Genomic DNA, 14,697 nt, shown 5'->3' with positions numbered 1-14,697 from the left:
TCAGAACTTCAGAAATTGTATGGCATATTTTCATATATCAAAAATCAAATGAAAGATATGCAGATGTTGTTTACATCGTCCAAACAAAGGCGTCGTCAAATAAGAGTGAAAGATATTTTAGACAAGGTCATTACTATATATAAGCGAACATTAACCGAGTCTAAAATTGAATATAAGATAAATGATATTGGCTCACCATTAGTTGCAAAATGCACAGATGCAGATCTTTTGCAATTATTGATTAATCTCTTAGATAACGCGATTTATTGGTTAGAAGAAAAAGATAATAAAACGGTTGTTATCACTTTAGATGGTAATAATTGTAAACTAATATTCTCCGATAGTGGTCCGGGAATTAGAGATGAAGATAAACCATATATTTTCGATGCTTTTTACTCAGGAAAAGGGCAAGAAGGTCGTGGCTTAGGTCTGTACATTTCAAGAAAACTTATGGAACGTAATGACTACTCTATTGAATTAGCAGACATTGATGAAGATAAAATTTTGGCTGGAGCTAACTTTGTTGTGAATTTTATAAAACAAGAGCATAATGAATATTGAAGAACTTTTTTCTGGTATCGGAATGGTTGTCGATGACCAAGTATACAATAAAGAAAGTGGTGACAAAATCATTCATATAGTTGAGAATCTCGAATCAAAAGGATTCCCTTTGGTTAAATATGCTGATGTCCCCAATATAAAAGAAATACATATCTCTAAATTTAGTTTTGTATTATTAGATTGGGAACTTGTAAATATACTTGATGAATCTGGTATTCCTATGCCTGGTGGTGATAAGTTGAAAAAAGATGCGATGAATTCTCTTCTACAATTTATCCGAAAAATACAAGAAAGTTGTTATTTGCCTATTTTCCATCTATTTATGTTCTCAAAGAGTGGGAAAACGTGGTCAATTCTGCCAAAATGCAAACATTTAAAAGTTTGTCAACAACTAAATACTGGCCTTTAGTAATATGGAAAACAGCAGATGCAGATTCTGTTGATCCTAACGAAGAAATGTTGGATATTTTAACACAAAATATTTTTGGAAGAATGCAACCTCTGGCTATCGATAAAGAGCAATTGTTCAAAGTAGAAATAAAAGAATCTACTCAAGACGAGGTGTTGAATATTTTACAAGTACAACGTTTAGAATTATCACCCAATAAAGAAACTTCCACGACTGGAGATATCTATAAAATTGGTAAAAAGTATTACTTAAATATACGTCCAACATGTGATTGTATTAATCGAAAAGGACTTAATTGTGATGGTTGTAAGGAAAAAAATTGCGTAGAATGCCCAAATAAAGTATATTTGATCCAATTTGACAAATTGAGCAGTGGGCAAGTTTCTGATTTATTTGAAGAACGATATGGTACTTTTAAGGAAAGAAATAATGAGGCGATTTTAGGGCCTCTTATGAATAATAAATTTTATAGTTTTAAATTTCAAGATGTAATTATAAAAAAATATGATGATATAAAAAACGATAAGATAGGCCGTATCCTACAACCGTTTATACGACATATAACGGAGAGGTATGCACTATATACTCAACGTCAAGCTTTACCGCGCATTCCTAGTCAGGCAATATCTGATGAAAATATCGGTGAAGGTAAAGAAATACCGGAATAGGTCGATATTCATTTCAGTTTATAAATGAATGAAAACTGTGTATTAACAGTCAATAAATAGGTTGCTTACATTTAATAAAATCAAATAAAGGAGGATTCATATTTTAGCGTCCTCCTTTCTGATTGATAGATTATTATTCTTTTGAGGCAAGAATCTCGCGTAGATGCTGTTGATTCCTATCATCAATGCCAAATAGTTCGTACAGTTGGACATTCACATCACCGTTGTAATCAATAATGCCATTGGCATTGGAGTAGTCCAATAAATCCGGTACTTTCTTTGCTAAAGAGGTCAAAGATTCGTCTGTCAGTAGGAATGCGAAGCGTATAATCTCACTTGTGGCATATTTGAAGAAGTTTTTGGCTTCTTGCTCAGTGGCGAATGTTTTCAGTGCTACACGGGAACGCCCAAAAGCACTGTGGTTATCCACAATGGCGATTTGATTGCTACGTTTTTGACCTCCAGCATTGGCACTTGATACAATGACTTTCCACCTATTCAAATGTTCAAGCCCGGTTGTAATAACATTTTTACTCGCAACATACCAACGTGCTCTTCCGCTCTTGCCTGCTTTATCATTGGTGAAAAGCTTGATTTCTAATTCAGGGTCAAAATAATCACCTTCGTTATATTCTCTTACAAGTGTAGGATTTCGCTCAACGAAGTCACTTTCAATAGAAAATAATTTCTGGGACAAAACCGATTCGTGTAAACTGTTGTATTTTACTATAATGGCATCCAAACAAGAAACTATTTCATTATCAAGAGGATTTAATGGAAATAAATCTTCGTTTGGATTATCAGCATTGACTGTTATTTCTTTCCCATTTTTAGAATATATGTATCTAAAGCCATAACTTTCTTTATGTGTGTCTTTCATCACAATAGATAAGCCATCAGCAATACCAACCTCTTTGAACACATCTGTTGAGTCTGGGAAGAATTTCAACAAACATAAGTGAGGGTCGTTTATTTGTGATAATCCAAACTGTTCAAGCCCTTTGCCTGAGCGATGAATCCATCTTGCGCCAGGATAGATAAGCGAAGTATATTTACCCAATTGTTCGCTTAGGATTTGAAAATGTTGAAATATACTTGAACTTCGTTTTTGACCATTGGCCGTTTCCTTTTGCGCAACGACTTCTTGATACGGCGGATTACCTACTATTGCATTTATTTTCACGTTCTTTCCTACTAAGTCATGAACTTTTTTGATGAAAAGTTCGGGTTGATTCTTGATTTTGTTGATTAGATCTTCCGGTGCCCACATATTGACAGAACCTTTACGGAAACCCATGAGGGTGCGCCGAGTAATGAATTTAGCCATTGGTGTTTTGCAGATAACGAAAATACTATCGGCTACCACTTTATCCCAAATTGCAAGATGTTCATCGAGTGTCTGAGGCGAGAACATAGCATTCTTGCAAGCCCGGCGATAAAGGTTGTAGGCGAGGTACAGCGGATAAAGACCTGACTTGGAGTTTATCTCCAAAAGATGGCTTCCGGGGGCGAACACCTCATCTGTTACCTTGTGATGCTCCACATAGCGCGGTTCGGCTATGGTTTCGCTGAAATCCTCGTTGTAGAATGTATAACCGCCAAGCGTGTCGCTCATGTGCATATTTACCACACGCCACGGGGTCAACACCGTTTCCTTATCGGGATTGCGGAAAGTGGAGAATATGTCGGTGATGCGCTCGATACGTCCCTCTATGGTCAGGCGGTCTGCGGCACGAGCCATCGCTCGAATTCGTTTGCCAGCGGCGGCGAAGATGTCGGGGTCGTAATAGCGTTTGAATTTGTTGAATGTGGCTTTGGTCACGCCACGGGGCATAAACTCCTCCCACGACTGAGGGTCAACAAGCGAAGTGAAGTTGTCGATGGTCAGTTGTTCGTCCTCGTTCTCAATCGTCGCGCCATAGATAAGCAGGGGCATACGGATGGAGATGCCACGAAGGATAGACACCGCATCCTCCTTGAGTTTCTTCTTTTTCTTCAACTCTTCAAGACGAGCCTTCTCTTCATCGGTCAACTCCTTTTTCTTCTTCTTTTCAAGCTTCTCCTTTTCCTCGTATTCCTCATTGGTCAATCCTTGGGCGTTGACATCAATGTTGCCGCTGTTGCCTATCGCCTTGGTCTGACCGATAATGCCTTTAAGATCGTCGAAGTCCTTGACTGCCACTTCATCGAGCTTCAGAAGTTCATCGGTATATAGATAGCCGTCCTCGAAGCCGTTGCGCACCACACGCTCCACATATGCTTTCTTCAACTGCTCCATCATCTTGTTGGCATCGTAGGGTTTCATTACGCTGCCCTCCATTCCAATGACGGGACAGAAATTGAGGAAGTCACCGAGAGCCTGACGCTGTGTGTCGGTGGTTTTGCCAGCTTTGTGGGAAACGCGTGGCACACTGGCCAGCACTTGCAAGGTGCGGTCGGGAGCAAAGTCAAACACATAGCAGTCTTCCTTGACAAGACCATTTATGGAGTAAGGGGTCTGCACACGGAAGATGGTCTGCATATAAGCGGAGGCGGCGGTGTTGAAAGAGCCTGAGAGCATCAACACACCCATCCACTGCGGAACGCTCACGCCCGTTGTCAGTCTGCCACAAGAGAGTGTTATGGTTCCGTGCTGCGCTTCGGTTATTGCTTTGTTTACCTTTTTGAGGGCTTCCTCACGGTCTTCCTCCTCGTCTCCATCCCCTGCCACATTCACTATGTCAAAGTTGCCGAACACAGGATGTTCCTTGAGCATTGCCGAGAGAGCCTTTGCCGCCTTCACACCAGGCACCATCCACAGCGTATGACGGAAGATGTTGCGGTATCGGGCATTGGCAAAGGGGTACATGCTTTCAGGGTCTTCTTTGGTAAGAAGATTGAGAAAGCGGAGTACATCGGCATGATGCAAAAACTCGCCATTGTCATTGGTGCGGAAGAACTCTTTGAAGTTGAAGGCGATGTCCTCATCTGCAAAGTCGTGCATCAGTCGTCCGAGGTCGTAGGTGTAGATGTTCATCCGTGGCAGTCCGGCGTAGGGGTTCGGGTCGCCGAAATGATTGCGGTCCCATTCCAGTTTGGCACGCTGCTCCATCGTGTAGTCCCACGTGAACATCTCCTCTTCGGTGGCATCATCCATAAGGTTGAAAGGAGTGCCTGAGAGCTGAAGAATCTTGGTTGATTCTTTGGTGAGTTCGGCAATAACCGCCTTGCCAAGTGCGGTTTGTGTGCCTTCGTGGGCTTCATCTATAATAATGTAGTCCCACGGAGTAGAGAAAATGTCATTGTTCTTATCAAACTTGCCGCCAACGGTTTCAGAACCGCGAAGGTCTTGCATCGAGGCGAAGAAAACATATTTCAAACCCTCCCTCCTGTGTCGGCTTTCAAGGCTGGCGAAAGACGCTCCACGGTTTTTCGAGCCGTAGGCATAGCCGGGACTGTCATAGAAAATCTTGTCGAAGTCCTCAAACCATCCGGCATCGACCACGGGGCGGTGAGTGAGAATCAAGGTGCGGACAAATTGCATTTCCTTGGTGACTTGTAGAGCCGAGAGTGTCTTGCCGAAACGCATCTTGGCGTTCCAGAGCATCCGGCGGCTCTTCGCTCCTGCCTTTTTGTAGAGTTTCACTGTCTTGGCGATGGCTTCTGCCTGTTCAGGGCGGAACTCGATGGGCGACCGTCCGACACTGATTTCACCGGGGTTGAGCGATTCGCGCCCCTCTTTGACTGCTGCGATGGCTCGCTTGGCGGTCTCAAGGTCGGTGATAAACCACTCCTTGCCGCCTTTGTCGATATTCTTGAACTCCTTTCGTTGAATACCACTGCGCTTCAGCACCTCATGCACATCCTTGTCGTTGAAACCGATGGTTCGGGAACCTTTGCGATAGGATGCGGATTCGGTATAAAGCAGTTCGTAGGCTATCCCTGCGGTGGCGGTATATTGGTCTATGCGGTTCTTCGCTGCTTTGTTTAGTACCTTGCTGTTTGGCACGATGGCTGTGATGTCCACCTCGTCCGGGTCAACACCCATAGTAGCTTCACCAATTTTAAGGCAGCCTTTGTGTGTACCGTCATTGATGCGGAATACATAAATCAGCTTGGGTTTCAGTTCTTCAAAATACTTGGTTTTCATGATACGGTCACTTTATGAGGTCGATGAATCGGATTCGTTTTCCCTTTTTGCCTGTAGCCTTATCGGTGGCACGCCAGTCCTTGATGATACAGTAAGTTCCGTTATGCTTGCGGATATCGTTTTTCCGGCATCCCTCACATTGACTGATTGTTTCCGTTGTCCCGAACAGGTCGGCAACAACTTCCCTGCGTTCACCGCAACTGTTCGGCACGACACCTTTTAACCCGTCCATCTGCCATACATTCCACGAAATGATGTAGGCGATATAATTGACAGATTTCAATAGCGGATCTTTTCCGAACTTACTTCGGTAATACTCGATGAAAGAGATGAGAAGAGCTTCACGGGCAAGCAGAAGACTGTCTCCCTGCCATTCGTAGGCATAGATACTCTTGTAGGCATCTTGTGCGGCTTCCAGCCATTCGCCGGAAGTGGTTGTGTTCTCGCTGACAACACGGAGCTTGCGGTCGAGCAAGCCAATTCGCCTTTCCACCGGAATAAACTCTCCTGTGGTCGTGTCGTAACGGCTCACGAGATAGGGGGCTTCGCCACAAGTGATTTCCATACGATTCTCACGTACATAGTCTTTCCATGTCTTGCCTTCAGGAAAAGTGATTCTTTCCTCATTGACCTGCCATGTGTTCGTGTCATTGTCTGTAGTTATCTCCTTGTTGAACACATCCTTTCTGCCAAACCACGCCTCGTCGATCAGGTTGTTCTGCGCATTGCATATCCATGACGGCGTGAACACCTCTGCCATTTCCCGTGATCGCATGGTTTGTGTAGCCTTGTGTTTCATCACACGGGGCATGACTACATTTCCGTTATCACCAGTTATAAGTTCCGGCAGAATAGGCGACTGATACTCATAACCACTACCCAAATATTCATAATCCGATGTAGCCCAGAATATATTGCACTGTTTGCCTTCCCTACTCGTTGTATGATCTTTGAGCAGGGTGTTCAGCAAATCAGGGGAAAGTTCAATCAGCCTGTTTTCCTGTATATCTATATCCTCGGTCGTTTTCTCAATCATTTTCAATTACGTAAAGGGAATGAGAAAGCCCCGGTACCTTTGAATAGTATTCCCAAAAGAGTGCCTTTCTTAGGAAGAGGGAAACTTTAGTCTATAAGGTTGATTTATAGCCTAATTTTATCATAGTTACCTAAACAAGCACATATTTATTGATAATTCAAGTTAAATTCCATCGCCTATAATGGGCGGATTTTCAGCAAAATGTGTAACTTTGCAATAGAGTAAGTCCCTCTTCCTAAGAAAGATACCGCCTTGCTAAACGGTTTCGCTTTACAAATTTTTCAATATCTGAGCGTTGGCATTGTCCACTAAGGCATTATCCAAGGATGCCAGATAAATTTGAGTGGTGCTTTCCGAATCATGCCCCATACCCTCGCTTATGACAGACAAAGGGATATGCTTTCCCTTTGCGGCGCTTGCCCACGAGTGGCGGGCGCAATACATACTTAAAGGTATGGTTATTCCTGCCAATTTTGCCACCTCCTTCAAATTGCGGTTTATGCCGGATAGGGTATTCCTGTAATGTTTATGAATGTCGTGATACGGGTATCTCAGAATAGGCAAAAGATACGTGCTACCATTGTCTGCCGGATGCTTGCTGATAATCCCCTGCATCTGTTTTTCCCATTTGATAACCAGTTGTTGCCCCGTTTTACGTCTGCGATAAGACAAAGTACCGTTTTGCAGGTCCTTCTTTTTCAGATAAGCCATATCAACAAACGCCATTCCACGGGTATAGAAACTGAACAGGAACATATCCCTCGCAAATTCAAGATTGGGCTGCAATGACAGGTCAAGGTTCTTCATTCTTTTTATGGCCGCCAAAGGAATTGCACGTTTGGCAGTCTTGTCCACTCCCGTGTACACATGTCTGAAAGGATTTCGTTGCTCGGTCAAACCTTTTTCCAATGCCCGATTATACACGGCACGGAAAATGCGCAGATAAAAAGAGCTGGTATTGCGTACCGCCCCATTGCCTTGAAGGTAGGCTTCATATAGTTGCATCAGATCGGAATCCATTTCCGATAAGGCTATATCCTTGCCTTGTCTGAATTGCATAAAACTTTTCAGAGCGTATGAATAGTTCTCTGCCGTGCGTATCTTTCCCATCTGTTTAAGGTGGGTTATTGTGTCTTGCATAAAGTTAAACAGCGATTGTTTATCGGCAGATTTATGAAAGGTAGAAATAACATCATCGGCAGTATATTTGATATGACTATCTTCCAACTTATTGATGATGGATTGCAGCCGCTTTACATCCCAGTTAATTCGTTCTTGAACAGATTGTAGAAAATTATATCGGTCACTTGCGCCTGTAATAACCAATTCCTTTTCCGCTTCCCATTCGTGCGTGAAAATCCGGTAATCCGTCTTCAGTTGACGGATTACACGGTTCTGAATAATCTGATAATAGATTGTACCTTCCTTGCCTGTGGCTGTTGAAGGTCTGAACTTTGTTTTCACACTTGCCATGTCAGTCGGATTTTGATTTGATACTTTCCTGCATCAGACTATCGGCAACGGCTTTCAGGGATGTGTCGTACCCATCCGCCTGTTCCCGTACCCATTCGATAGCTGTCTCGTCCCGATGTATGTCAAATACCTTGTTCAGCCAAAGTATGTTATCCGCTGAACATCCACCCCATGAGCGGATGACACGGAATTTCAACGCATCATCGGCATACTGCCGTTTGGACTGCCATTGCTCGATGTTACCCCACAAGGATAAGGCGCATACCACGCCAAGCCCCACAACGAAAGAAAATACCTTGCTTGATTTGATGTCGAAACTGTGTTTGTGGATATGCTCCTGCGGAGGCGGCTCTTGTTGTGTCCCTTGTTCTTCCTGCGACTTCTTGATAGCATCCAAGTGGTGCAAGGTCAGGGTGGAAAGCTGTGCGTAAGCCTTCCAGTGCTTATCCAACAAGCCCTTAATTTCTCTAAACTGAACCTTTGCCATTTCCGATATTGTATCCTTAATCGGGGACAAGTCCGGCTTGTCATTCTCGATTGGAGGCTGTTGATTTGCCACGTTGGGCAACTCTTCCACTTTACGCTTGATGCCATTCAAGGCTGTCTTGATTTCCTCGAAGAGGATGAATACATTGTTGTTGTCTTCCATAATTACCAGTTGATTTTACGTTGTTTCTTCTTTTTCTTGTTTCTCAGATACGGGTCGTAAGGCCGCTGCTCTTCCGGCACATTGCTTGGAGTAAACAAGCCTAATGAACCCTCAATAAGAGCGCTTCCACTATTTGAAACCGGACTTGTTTCTTCCCGATTAGCTTGCGGATGTGGTTGCTGTCGCATCTGTCTTTCTTCGTAATTGTTACGGCTCAATGCCGCATCAATCTTGGAGTAGCTGAATTGCCTGTCAACCTTTGAGCCATTGAAGCGGTAGCCGTTCAGCATAAAGACGATGCCCTGAATCTCATCCGTCTGACCCTTGTACTTGAACTGCACATCAATACCTTGCCGCTTCAACCGTTCAAGCAGGGTGTTCCAGTCTTTGCATCCGCCTACCTCAGCTTTCAGGATTTGGTACAGCTCATACTTTGTCTTATCCGGCTCACGCAATCGGTCTATCTTCACCTGTTCCTTGCCACCAGCAAAGTGAAGCCCGTAATTCTTGGTAAGCTCCTTGCAGATACGTTCGCTTCGGAAACGATCGTTCCTGTCGGAAATGGTCTTGCCGTTATTGTCGATACGGTTGAACGCTATATGCACGTGCGGATGCTCTTTGTCGAAGTGCCGCCCGATGATGTACTGCGTATCCTTGATGCCCATCCGCTCCATATACTCACGGGCTATCTGCGCCATGACCGCATTGTCCAACCGTGGCGCATCTTCTTTGGAGAAGCTCAATGCGATATGCCCGATTGCCTTTGTAACCCTCGGATTCATCTGCGCCTGACCTATAAATCCCTGCGCTATTGTGTCGTTATTTTCCAAAAATAAGCCGTCCGAATCTATGATTTGAGTACCTTTCTCATCATTCAGGATGTAGTAAACCACAGCCCTGAAGTCCGAGCCTTTCATAATCTTCGCTATCATAGGCGTATCCGATTTATAAGGTTGTCTATCTCTATCATCAGTGTGCGGCAGGGGATGAACACGGAAGCATACCCCTCCGCATTCGCCTTTCTCGCCAGCTGGTTCAGGTTGTTCGCCATGCCGCACAGCTTGCGGATAAGGTCTCCATGCTCTTTTGAAAGTCGTTCCTTTACACCGCCATTTGCGATGCAACCTCGGATGAATTCGCTGGCTGATACTCCTGCCGACTTCGCCTTGGATTTCAATAGATAGTAGTCTTTCGTTGCCATCTTCACCGTGATGCGGTATTTCAGTTTCTCTGTGACACCCTTGACGGGACGACCGCCCTTGTTGGCTCGCTCCCGTCCGTTGCTCATTACATTGTTCTTTCTTTTTTCGCTGTCCATATTTACCTGTTTCTTAGTTTAATTACTGAGTATAATAATTGTATGTAAGATAGACCAACGGGATGTGGCTTCCCTGCGAGGTTTGGAGCGGGGCAAGTGGTTTCGGTCTGCCCGAAACATAAACTTGCCCCTCCAAACTTCGTTACAAGTGATTTAGAGCATCTCTAAAAGATACCCCAAAGACAGCCCGTTGGTCTTGTCTTAATTCCTACAATTTACGCCATTGTGCGATGTCATTTTCGTAGGCGATGAGGTGTTGACGGGCGAGGTTCTCGACCAGTCCCGACACGCTCAACCCCCTGCCTCCGAGACGGCGGACAATCTCGTCCAGCCTGTCACGCATCTCCCCGCTGAGGAACACGGGCTTGCGGTTGGTAATCTTGGGAACCTGCAAGTAGGCGGTACGGTATTCCTCCAACGACATCTTGCGCTGCTTGCTGCTGATGCGTTTGGCGATGGTTCGTTCCTCCGGGGCATCCGCTTTAAGATTAGCTTCCTCTATTTCGTCATTGTCGGTATCGCCAGTTTCCACATCATCTTCCCATACTTCTTGCTCGTTAGGTTGGGGAGTTTCGGATACCGCTGCTTGTGCTGCGGATGTGCCCGGCTCGTCTAACGGAGGAAAGAGTGTAGCCTCTTCCGTGAATACTTCCTGTTCCTGTACGGGAGCTTTTGCCTCCGGTTCACGCCGTTTCATTTCGGGCAGGTAGTCCTGCACTCTGAAGTTCTTGAACGCTTCGTCATTCTCGTAGTTTCTTTTCTTTGCCATCTTGTTACATTTTAAAAGTTAATACTGTGGTCTGTATGCGCATAGTTGACCGTTTGTCGGTAGCAAAGTAAGTATCTATAATTCAACATGTCAAGCACTTGGGTGCGCTTCGGCAATTTTGTATGGTTTTGCTTTATGACGATTGATAAAGCGGTGAGGACTTCACCGATTTGCCGGATGTGAATGCTCGAAAGGGTTATGCTTCAATCGTAGGCGAATTTGAATTAAGTTCTTATTTGGGCTGTGGCTTCCTTATTAAATAGGGAAATTAAGGACTAAGGGCTGAACGGATTGGGCAATCGGTGAACCATGCCTATGCCAACCTCTACCACCCTGTGCCACTTGCTGCCAGACCTGTTTGAAATCATTGCCGGATAACGGATTATGTATTTCTTTGCGGAAGAAGGAATGATAACGGCTAAAGGAAAGATGGTATCCCGGACAAAGGCTACCTATTGACGCAACACGCTGCCACTTCCGAAAAATCCATTGTAGGATAACAGATTATATATTCCTTTGCGGTAGAAGAAATAGTAACAACTAAAAGAAAGACAATATGGAAATCGTATCAATCGAGAGAAAGACCTTCGAGGAACTGGTCGCCAAGTTCGACCGCTTCGTCAGCCGTATGGATGCCATCTGCCATCGGCACGGCGAAAAGAAGATGAGCGAGTGGATGGATAATCAGGATGTATGTCGGATGCTCAACATCAGCCCACGAACATTGCAGACGCTTCGGGACAACGGCACGTTGGCTTATTCGCAGATAAACCACAAGACCTATTACCGTCCCGAAGACGTGCAGCGCATCGTCCCCATTGTGGAGGACAGGCGAAAGGAAGCGAAGTTCAAAGGCAGGACTATCTGATAACTGAATATAGTAGCAACAACAATTCTACTAAATCCAAAGTAATATGAATGAATTGATAAACAAAGAAAACGAGTGGATAATCCACTTCATGGGCAGCCTCGACCGCCTGCTTGACAACGTAGAGAATCTGACCGCCAACTACCGCCCGACACTGAACGGGGAGCGTTTCTTCACCGACAAGGAGGTGTCGGCACGGTTGAAGGTGAGCCGCCGGACACTTCAGGACTACCGCAACGAGGGACGGATAGCCTACATCCAGTTGGGCGGCAAAATCCTCTACCGTGAATCCGACATTGAAAGGATGCTGGTTGATAGCTACCGTACTGCCTACCGACAGGCGGCAACCTGATTTTCTTGAAGGAGCGCAGCTTGCCGTCTGCCCCATGTTTGCGGCAGCAATGGAACTTCGGCAAAAAGAAGGAACGGCTTACGGAGGAAGCATCATTGTTTAGCTTCGTCTGTAAGCCGTTCCTCTGTTTCTTCTGATTTCCCTCAGTCGCTTGTTTCCGTTGCCAGATGCCTTTCAAGTGTGTGGCTGGCAGTGGCAAGGTTTTCGAGCGGAATACGCTCAACCCCGTTTGAGGAAGATACCGCCCGAAACGGCTATGCCGTCCGACCTTGCCAATGCCGTCAAAGCCACACGCTACCTTTGCATCCGTACATCGGAAACGGGCGGCTGACGGAATGAGCCTCAACTATACCATAGGTTGCCGCCCTTTCCACAAGAGAAGAACAATGTGACCGGAGTTTCTTTCTTGGTGGCGCAGATTTCATTTATTACAAACCGTCTGAACAGGATACTTTCTTTACTGCATATCCTGAATGCAACGGCTATAATCATTTCAAGATTATACACATCGTAACTGATGCCATCGGTTTGCTTGATATACATCATTGTATCACATTCGTCCAACTCTTTACCTTTATATATAGCATGAATCGCCTTGCCGATGTCACAAGAGAAAACTCCGAACAAGTCAGCAATCTCAAACTTGGTCATCCATACGGGAGCAGTCGATACATTGACCGCTCCCGTTTTACTGATTGTTATTACTCCTCTGCTCATACTGCACTGAATTTTCGTTTCAAAACATTCATTTCTTCGGAAACTGTCTTGTCCATCAGCTTCGCATAGATTTTGGTCGTTCTGAGGTCGGAGTGACCTAACATCTTTGCGATGGACTCCATAGATACCTTGTTTGCTATGGCGATGCAGGCGAAAGTATGACGGGCAATATGTGTGCTCAAAGTCTTCTTTATGCCGCATACATCCGCAATCTCTTTGAGGTAGCTGTTCATCCGCTGATTGGACGGGACGGGCAATACCACACTTTTTTTGATACACTCGGGATGGCTTTTGTATTTCTCCGCAATCATTCGTGGTATATCCAGTAAGGGGATGTTGCACATGTTGTTTGTCTTTTCGCGCGGCTTTCTAATCCAATAGTCCCCGTTGCTGTCTTGTGTGATATGCTCCGGTGTCAGATGCTGTGCATCCGTGAACGCCAAACCGCTCAGGGCGCAAAAGACAAAAATATCGCGGACGGTTTCAAGGCGTGGTATGTCAAACTTCTTGTTGATGATGGCATTGAGTTCCTCCTCCGTCAAGAAATCACGGTTGCTCTGTGTCTGGTGAAAGCGGATTTCTGAGAACGGGTCATCGGTAATCCATTTGTTGACCAACGCAAGCCGGGTGATTTTCTTCAAGTTCTTCAGATACTTGACCGCCGCATTCTGGGCGCAGTTCTTCTGCACCTTTACAAAGTGTTCAAAGTTCAAGACAAACTCATGGTTCAGCTCCTTCAACGGAATATCTTTCAGGTTGTATTGGCTTTGCAGCATTTCCTCCAGATAGCGGACAGTCCTTTCGTACCTCAAAACCGTGCCTTTCACATAATCACGGTCTATCAATTCCCTGTACTTCTTGTTATGCTCACGGAATACTTCCAAGAGCATCTTAGGAGCTTCGCCTTCACCATTGAATTTCTGTATGATAGTGAAAGCCGTGATAGGCTTGCCGTCTTGCAACAATTCGCGATGTATCTGATAAATCTTCGTCCTGACAGATTCCAGATACTGGTTCAGTTCCAACGCTTTCCGGTCTTTGCCTGTCACACATCCTTTGGAGGCATTCCAACGCTCCTCGGCTACGCTGCGCTTGATTTGCATTTCGGCACGTTGCCCGTTCACGGTGATTCGCAGCCCGATGGGTGCCTCACCGTTTTTCAACAGTCTTGTTCTTCTGATAAAGAAGAGAATCGAGAAATAGTTTCTTTGCATGGCTTGATACTTTTTTTGTTTGCAAAATTAAGTTCCAAAGCCAGAAGTGAGACTACGCAAAATAGTGTGTATCAACGCAAAACAACCTTATTCGGTGGACTTTTTCGGCGGGAATCTTACTCCACCGAATTGGCCTGTGAAAGTTGCCGCATTCTGCGTAAAAAGGGGAGGTGTGTAGATACTAAAAATCCCCGATAACTGTTGGTTATCAGGGATTTTCTTCGATTTTCATCGTTGATTGGTGATCCGCCTGGGTCTTGAACCATGCGGCTCACAAGTCTTAAAATCAATATCTTAACGTACCTCAATCTTTTAAGGGGTACGAATTAGGCACTTTTTTCAGAGAGCTTTTGTCTTCCCTTGTCGGGATTGTGTCTGCCTTTATCTTCGGTTCAAAGATACGGCTTTCTTTTGATATGTGCAAATCATTGAAAATAAATCTTCTGCGGTTAGTGCAAGGTGCAAGCTATATATAAAGATATATACTTGCACCTTGCACTAAATTTATTTTCCATGTTTCTTTTCAAATAAGGC

At 44.7% G+C, this 14,697-nt stretch carries 14 protein-coding genes; 5 read left to right on the top strand and 9 right to left on the bottom strand.

Translation table 11 applies throughout. From position 1 onward, the window contains the following. Positions 1-105 precede the first annotated feature (105 nt). The 3 genes from QZ327_RS11250 to QZ327_RS11240 are packed head-to-tail and all read left to right on the top strand — an operon-like array spanning position 106 to position 1,638. Positions 106-561 carry a sensor histidine kinase gene (locus QZ327_RS11250; protein WP_294619343.1) on the top strand — a complete coding sequence of 152 codons (456 nt, stop codon included), beginning with the start codon at positions 106-108 and terminating at the stop codon, positions 559-561. Then, a complete protein-coding gene (locus QZ327_RS11245) occupies positions 551-970 on the top strand; it encodes a hypothetical protein (RefSeq protein WP_294619341.1) in 420 nt (139 codons plus the stop codon). Before QZ327_RS11250 ends, QZ327_RS11245 begins: the two co-directional genes overlap by 11 nt. Then, positions 943-1,638, top strand: a complete 696-nt coding sequence (locus QZ327_RS11240) for a hypothetical protein (protein ID WP_294619339.1) — start codon at positions 943-945, stop codon at positions 1,636-1,638. Before QZ327_RS11245 ends, QZ327_RS11240 begins: the two co-directional genes overlap by 28 nt. 133 nt (positions 1,639-1,771) lie before the next feature. Here QZ327_RS11240 and QZ327_RS11235 read toward each other — a convergent pair whose 3' ends face one another. The 7 genes from QZ327_RS11235 to QZ327_RS11205 form a co-directional block, all read right to left on the bottom strand. Further along, positions 1,772-5,767: an Eco57I restriction-modification methylase domain-containing protein gene (locus QZ327_RS11235; RefSeq protein WP_287570807.1), complete on the bottom strand. Its 3,996-nt coding sequence runs from the start codon at positions 5,765-5,767 to the stop codon at positions 1,772-1,774. A 7-nt stretch (positions 5,768-5,774) separates the two neighbouring features. Further along, positions 5,775-6,803 carry a restriction endonuclease subunit M gene (locus QZ327_RS11230; RefSeq protein WP_287570809.1) on the bottom strand — a complete coding sequence of 343 codons (1,029 nt, stop codon included), beginning with the start codon at positions 6,801-6,803 and terminating at the stop codon, positions 5,775-5,777. Between the two features lie 270 nt (positions 6,804-7,073). Next, positions 7,074-8,276, bottom strand: a complete 1,203-nt coding sequence (locus QZ327_RS11225; RefSeq protein WP_287570811.1) for a site-specific integrase — start codon at positions 8,274-8,276, stop codon at positions 7,074-7,076. Between the two features lies 1 nt (position 8,277). Further along, on the bottom strand, positions 8,278-8,925 hold the full coding sequence (locus tag QZ327_RS11220; protein WP_287570813.1) for a hypothetical protein: 648 nt from the start codon (positions 8,923-8,925) through the stop codon (positions 8,278-8,280). Between the two features lie 2 nt (positions 8,926-8,927). Beyond that, the gene (locus tag QZ327_RS11215) at positions 8,928-9,857 is read right to left on the bottom strand and encodes a relaxase/mobilization nuclease domain-containing protein (protein WP_287570815.1); all 930 of its coding nucleotides are present in this window, start codon (positions 9,855-9,857) and stop codon (positions 8,928-8,930) included. Beyond that, complete coding sequence (mobC, locus tag QZ327_RS11210; protein ID WP_287570817.1) at positions 9,854-10,243, bottom strand: plasmid mobilization relaxosome protein MobC; 390 nt, start codon at positions 10,241-10,243, stop codon at positions 9,854-9,856. The genes QZ327_RS11215 and mobC overlap by 4 nt, the downstream gene beginning before the upstream one ends. A 208-nt stretch (positions 10,244-10,451) precedes the next feature. Further along, complete coding sequence (locus tag QZ327_RS11205; RefSeq protein WP_287570819.1) at positions 10,452-11,012, bottom strand: DUF3408 domain-containing protein; 561 nt, start codon at positions 11,010-11,012, stop codon at positions 10,452-10,454. A gap of 556 nt (positions 11,013-11,568) precedes the next feature. On the opposite strand from QZ327_RS11205, the gene QZ327_RS11200 reads away from it, so the two are divergent. Beyond that, on the top strand, positions 11,569-11,880 hold the full coding sequence (locus QZ327_RS11200) for a helix-turn-helix domain-containing protein (RefSeq protein ID WP_287570821.1): 312 nt from the start codon (positions 11,569-11,571) through the stop codon (positions 11,878-11,880). Between the two features lie 46 nt (positions 11,881-11,926). Beyond that, complete coding sequence (locus tag QZ327_RS11195) at positions 11,927-12,232, top strand: helix-turn-helix domain-containing protein (RefSeq protein WP_287570822.1); 306 nt, start codon at positions 11,927-11,929, stop codon at positions 12,230-12,232. A gap of 342 nt (positions 12,233-12,574) precedes the next feature. Here QZ327_RS11195 and QZ327_RS11190 read toward each other — a convergent pair whose 3' ends face one another. Next, a complete protein-coding gene (locus tag QZ327_RS11190; RefSeq protein ID WP_287570823.1) occupies positions 12,575-12,949 on the bottom strand; it encodes a hypothetical protein in 375 nt (124 codons plus the stop codon). Continuing rightward, entirely contained in the window at positions 12,946-14,163 is a 1,218-nt protein-coding gene (locus tag QZ327_RS11185; RefSeq protein WP_287570824.1) for a site-specific integrase, read from the bottom strand. The genes QZ327_RS11190 and QZ327_RS11185 overlap by 4 nt, the downstream gene beginning before the upstream one ends. Positions 14,164-14,697: the final 534 nt, after the last annotated feature.

Source organism: uncultured Bacteroides sp. (assembly GCF_910578895.1).
Taxonomy (GTDB): domain Bacteria; phylum Bacteroidota; class Bacteroidia; order Bacteroidales; family Bacteroidaceae; genus Bacteroides.
This window is presented reverse-complemented; position numbering and strand designations above follow the sequence as displayed.

Excerpts from the sequence above, each read along its gene's own strand:
- QZ327_RS11245 (WP_294619341.1), top strand. The coding sequence starts at position 551 with ATGAATATTGAAGAACTTTTTTCTGGTATCGGAATGGTTGTCGATGAC.
- QZ327_RS11235 (WP_287570807.1), bottom strand. The coding sequence starts at position 5,767 with ATGAAAACCAAGTATTTTGAAGAACTGAAACCCAAGCTGATTTATGTA.
- QZ327_RS11230 (WP_287570809.1), bottom strand. The coding sequence starts at position 6,803 with ATGATTGAGAAAACGACCGAGGATATAGATATACAGGAAAACAGGCTG.
- QZ327_RS11225 (WP_287570811.1), bottom strand. The coding sequence starts at position 8,276 with ATGGCAAGTGTGAAAACAAAGTTCAGACCTTCAACAGCCACAGGCAAG.
- QZ327_RS11220 (WP_287570813.1), bottom strand. The coding sequence starts at position 8,925 with ATGGAAGACAACAACAATGTATTCATCCTCTTCGAGGAAATCAAGACA.
- QZ327_RS11215 (WP_287570815.1), bottom strand. The coding sequence starts at position 9,857 with ATGATAGCGAAGATTATGAAAGGCTCGGACTTCAGGGCTGTGGTTTAC.
- mobC (WP_287570817.1), bottom strand. The coding sequence starts at position 10,243 with ATGGACAGCGAAAAAAGAAAGAACAATGTAATGAGCAACGGACGGGAG.
- QZ327_RS11205 (WP_287570819.1), bottom strand. The coding sequence starts at position 11,012 with ATGGCAAAGAAAAGAAACTACGAGAATGACGAAGCGTTCAAGAACTTC.
- QZ327_RS11200 (WP_287570821.1), top strand. The coding sequence starts at position 11,569 with ATGGAAATCGTATCAATCGAGAGAAAGACCTTCGAGGAACTGGTCGCC.
- QZ327_RS11195 (WP_287570822.1), top strand. The coding sequence starts at position 11,927 with ATGAATGAATTGATAAACAAAGAAAACGAGTGGATAATCCACTTCATG.
- QZ327_RS11190 (WP_287570823.1), bottom strand. The coding sequence starts at position 12,949 with ATGAGCAGAGGAGTAATAACAATCAGTAAAACGGGAGCGGTCAATGTA.
- QZ327_RS11185 (WP_287570824.1), bottom strand. The coding sequence starts at position 14,163 with ATGCAAAGAAACTATTTCTCGATTCTCTTCTTTATCAGAAGAACAAGA.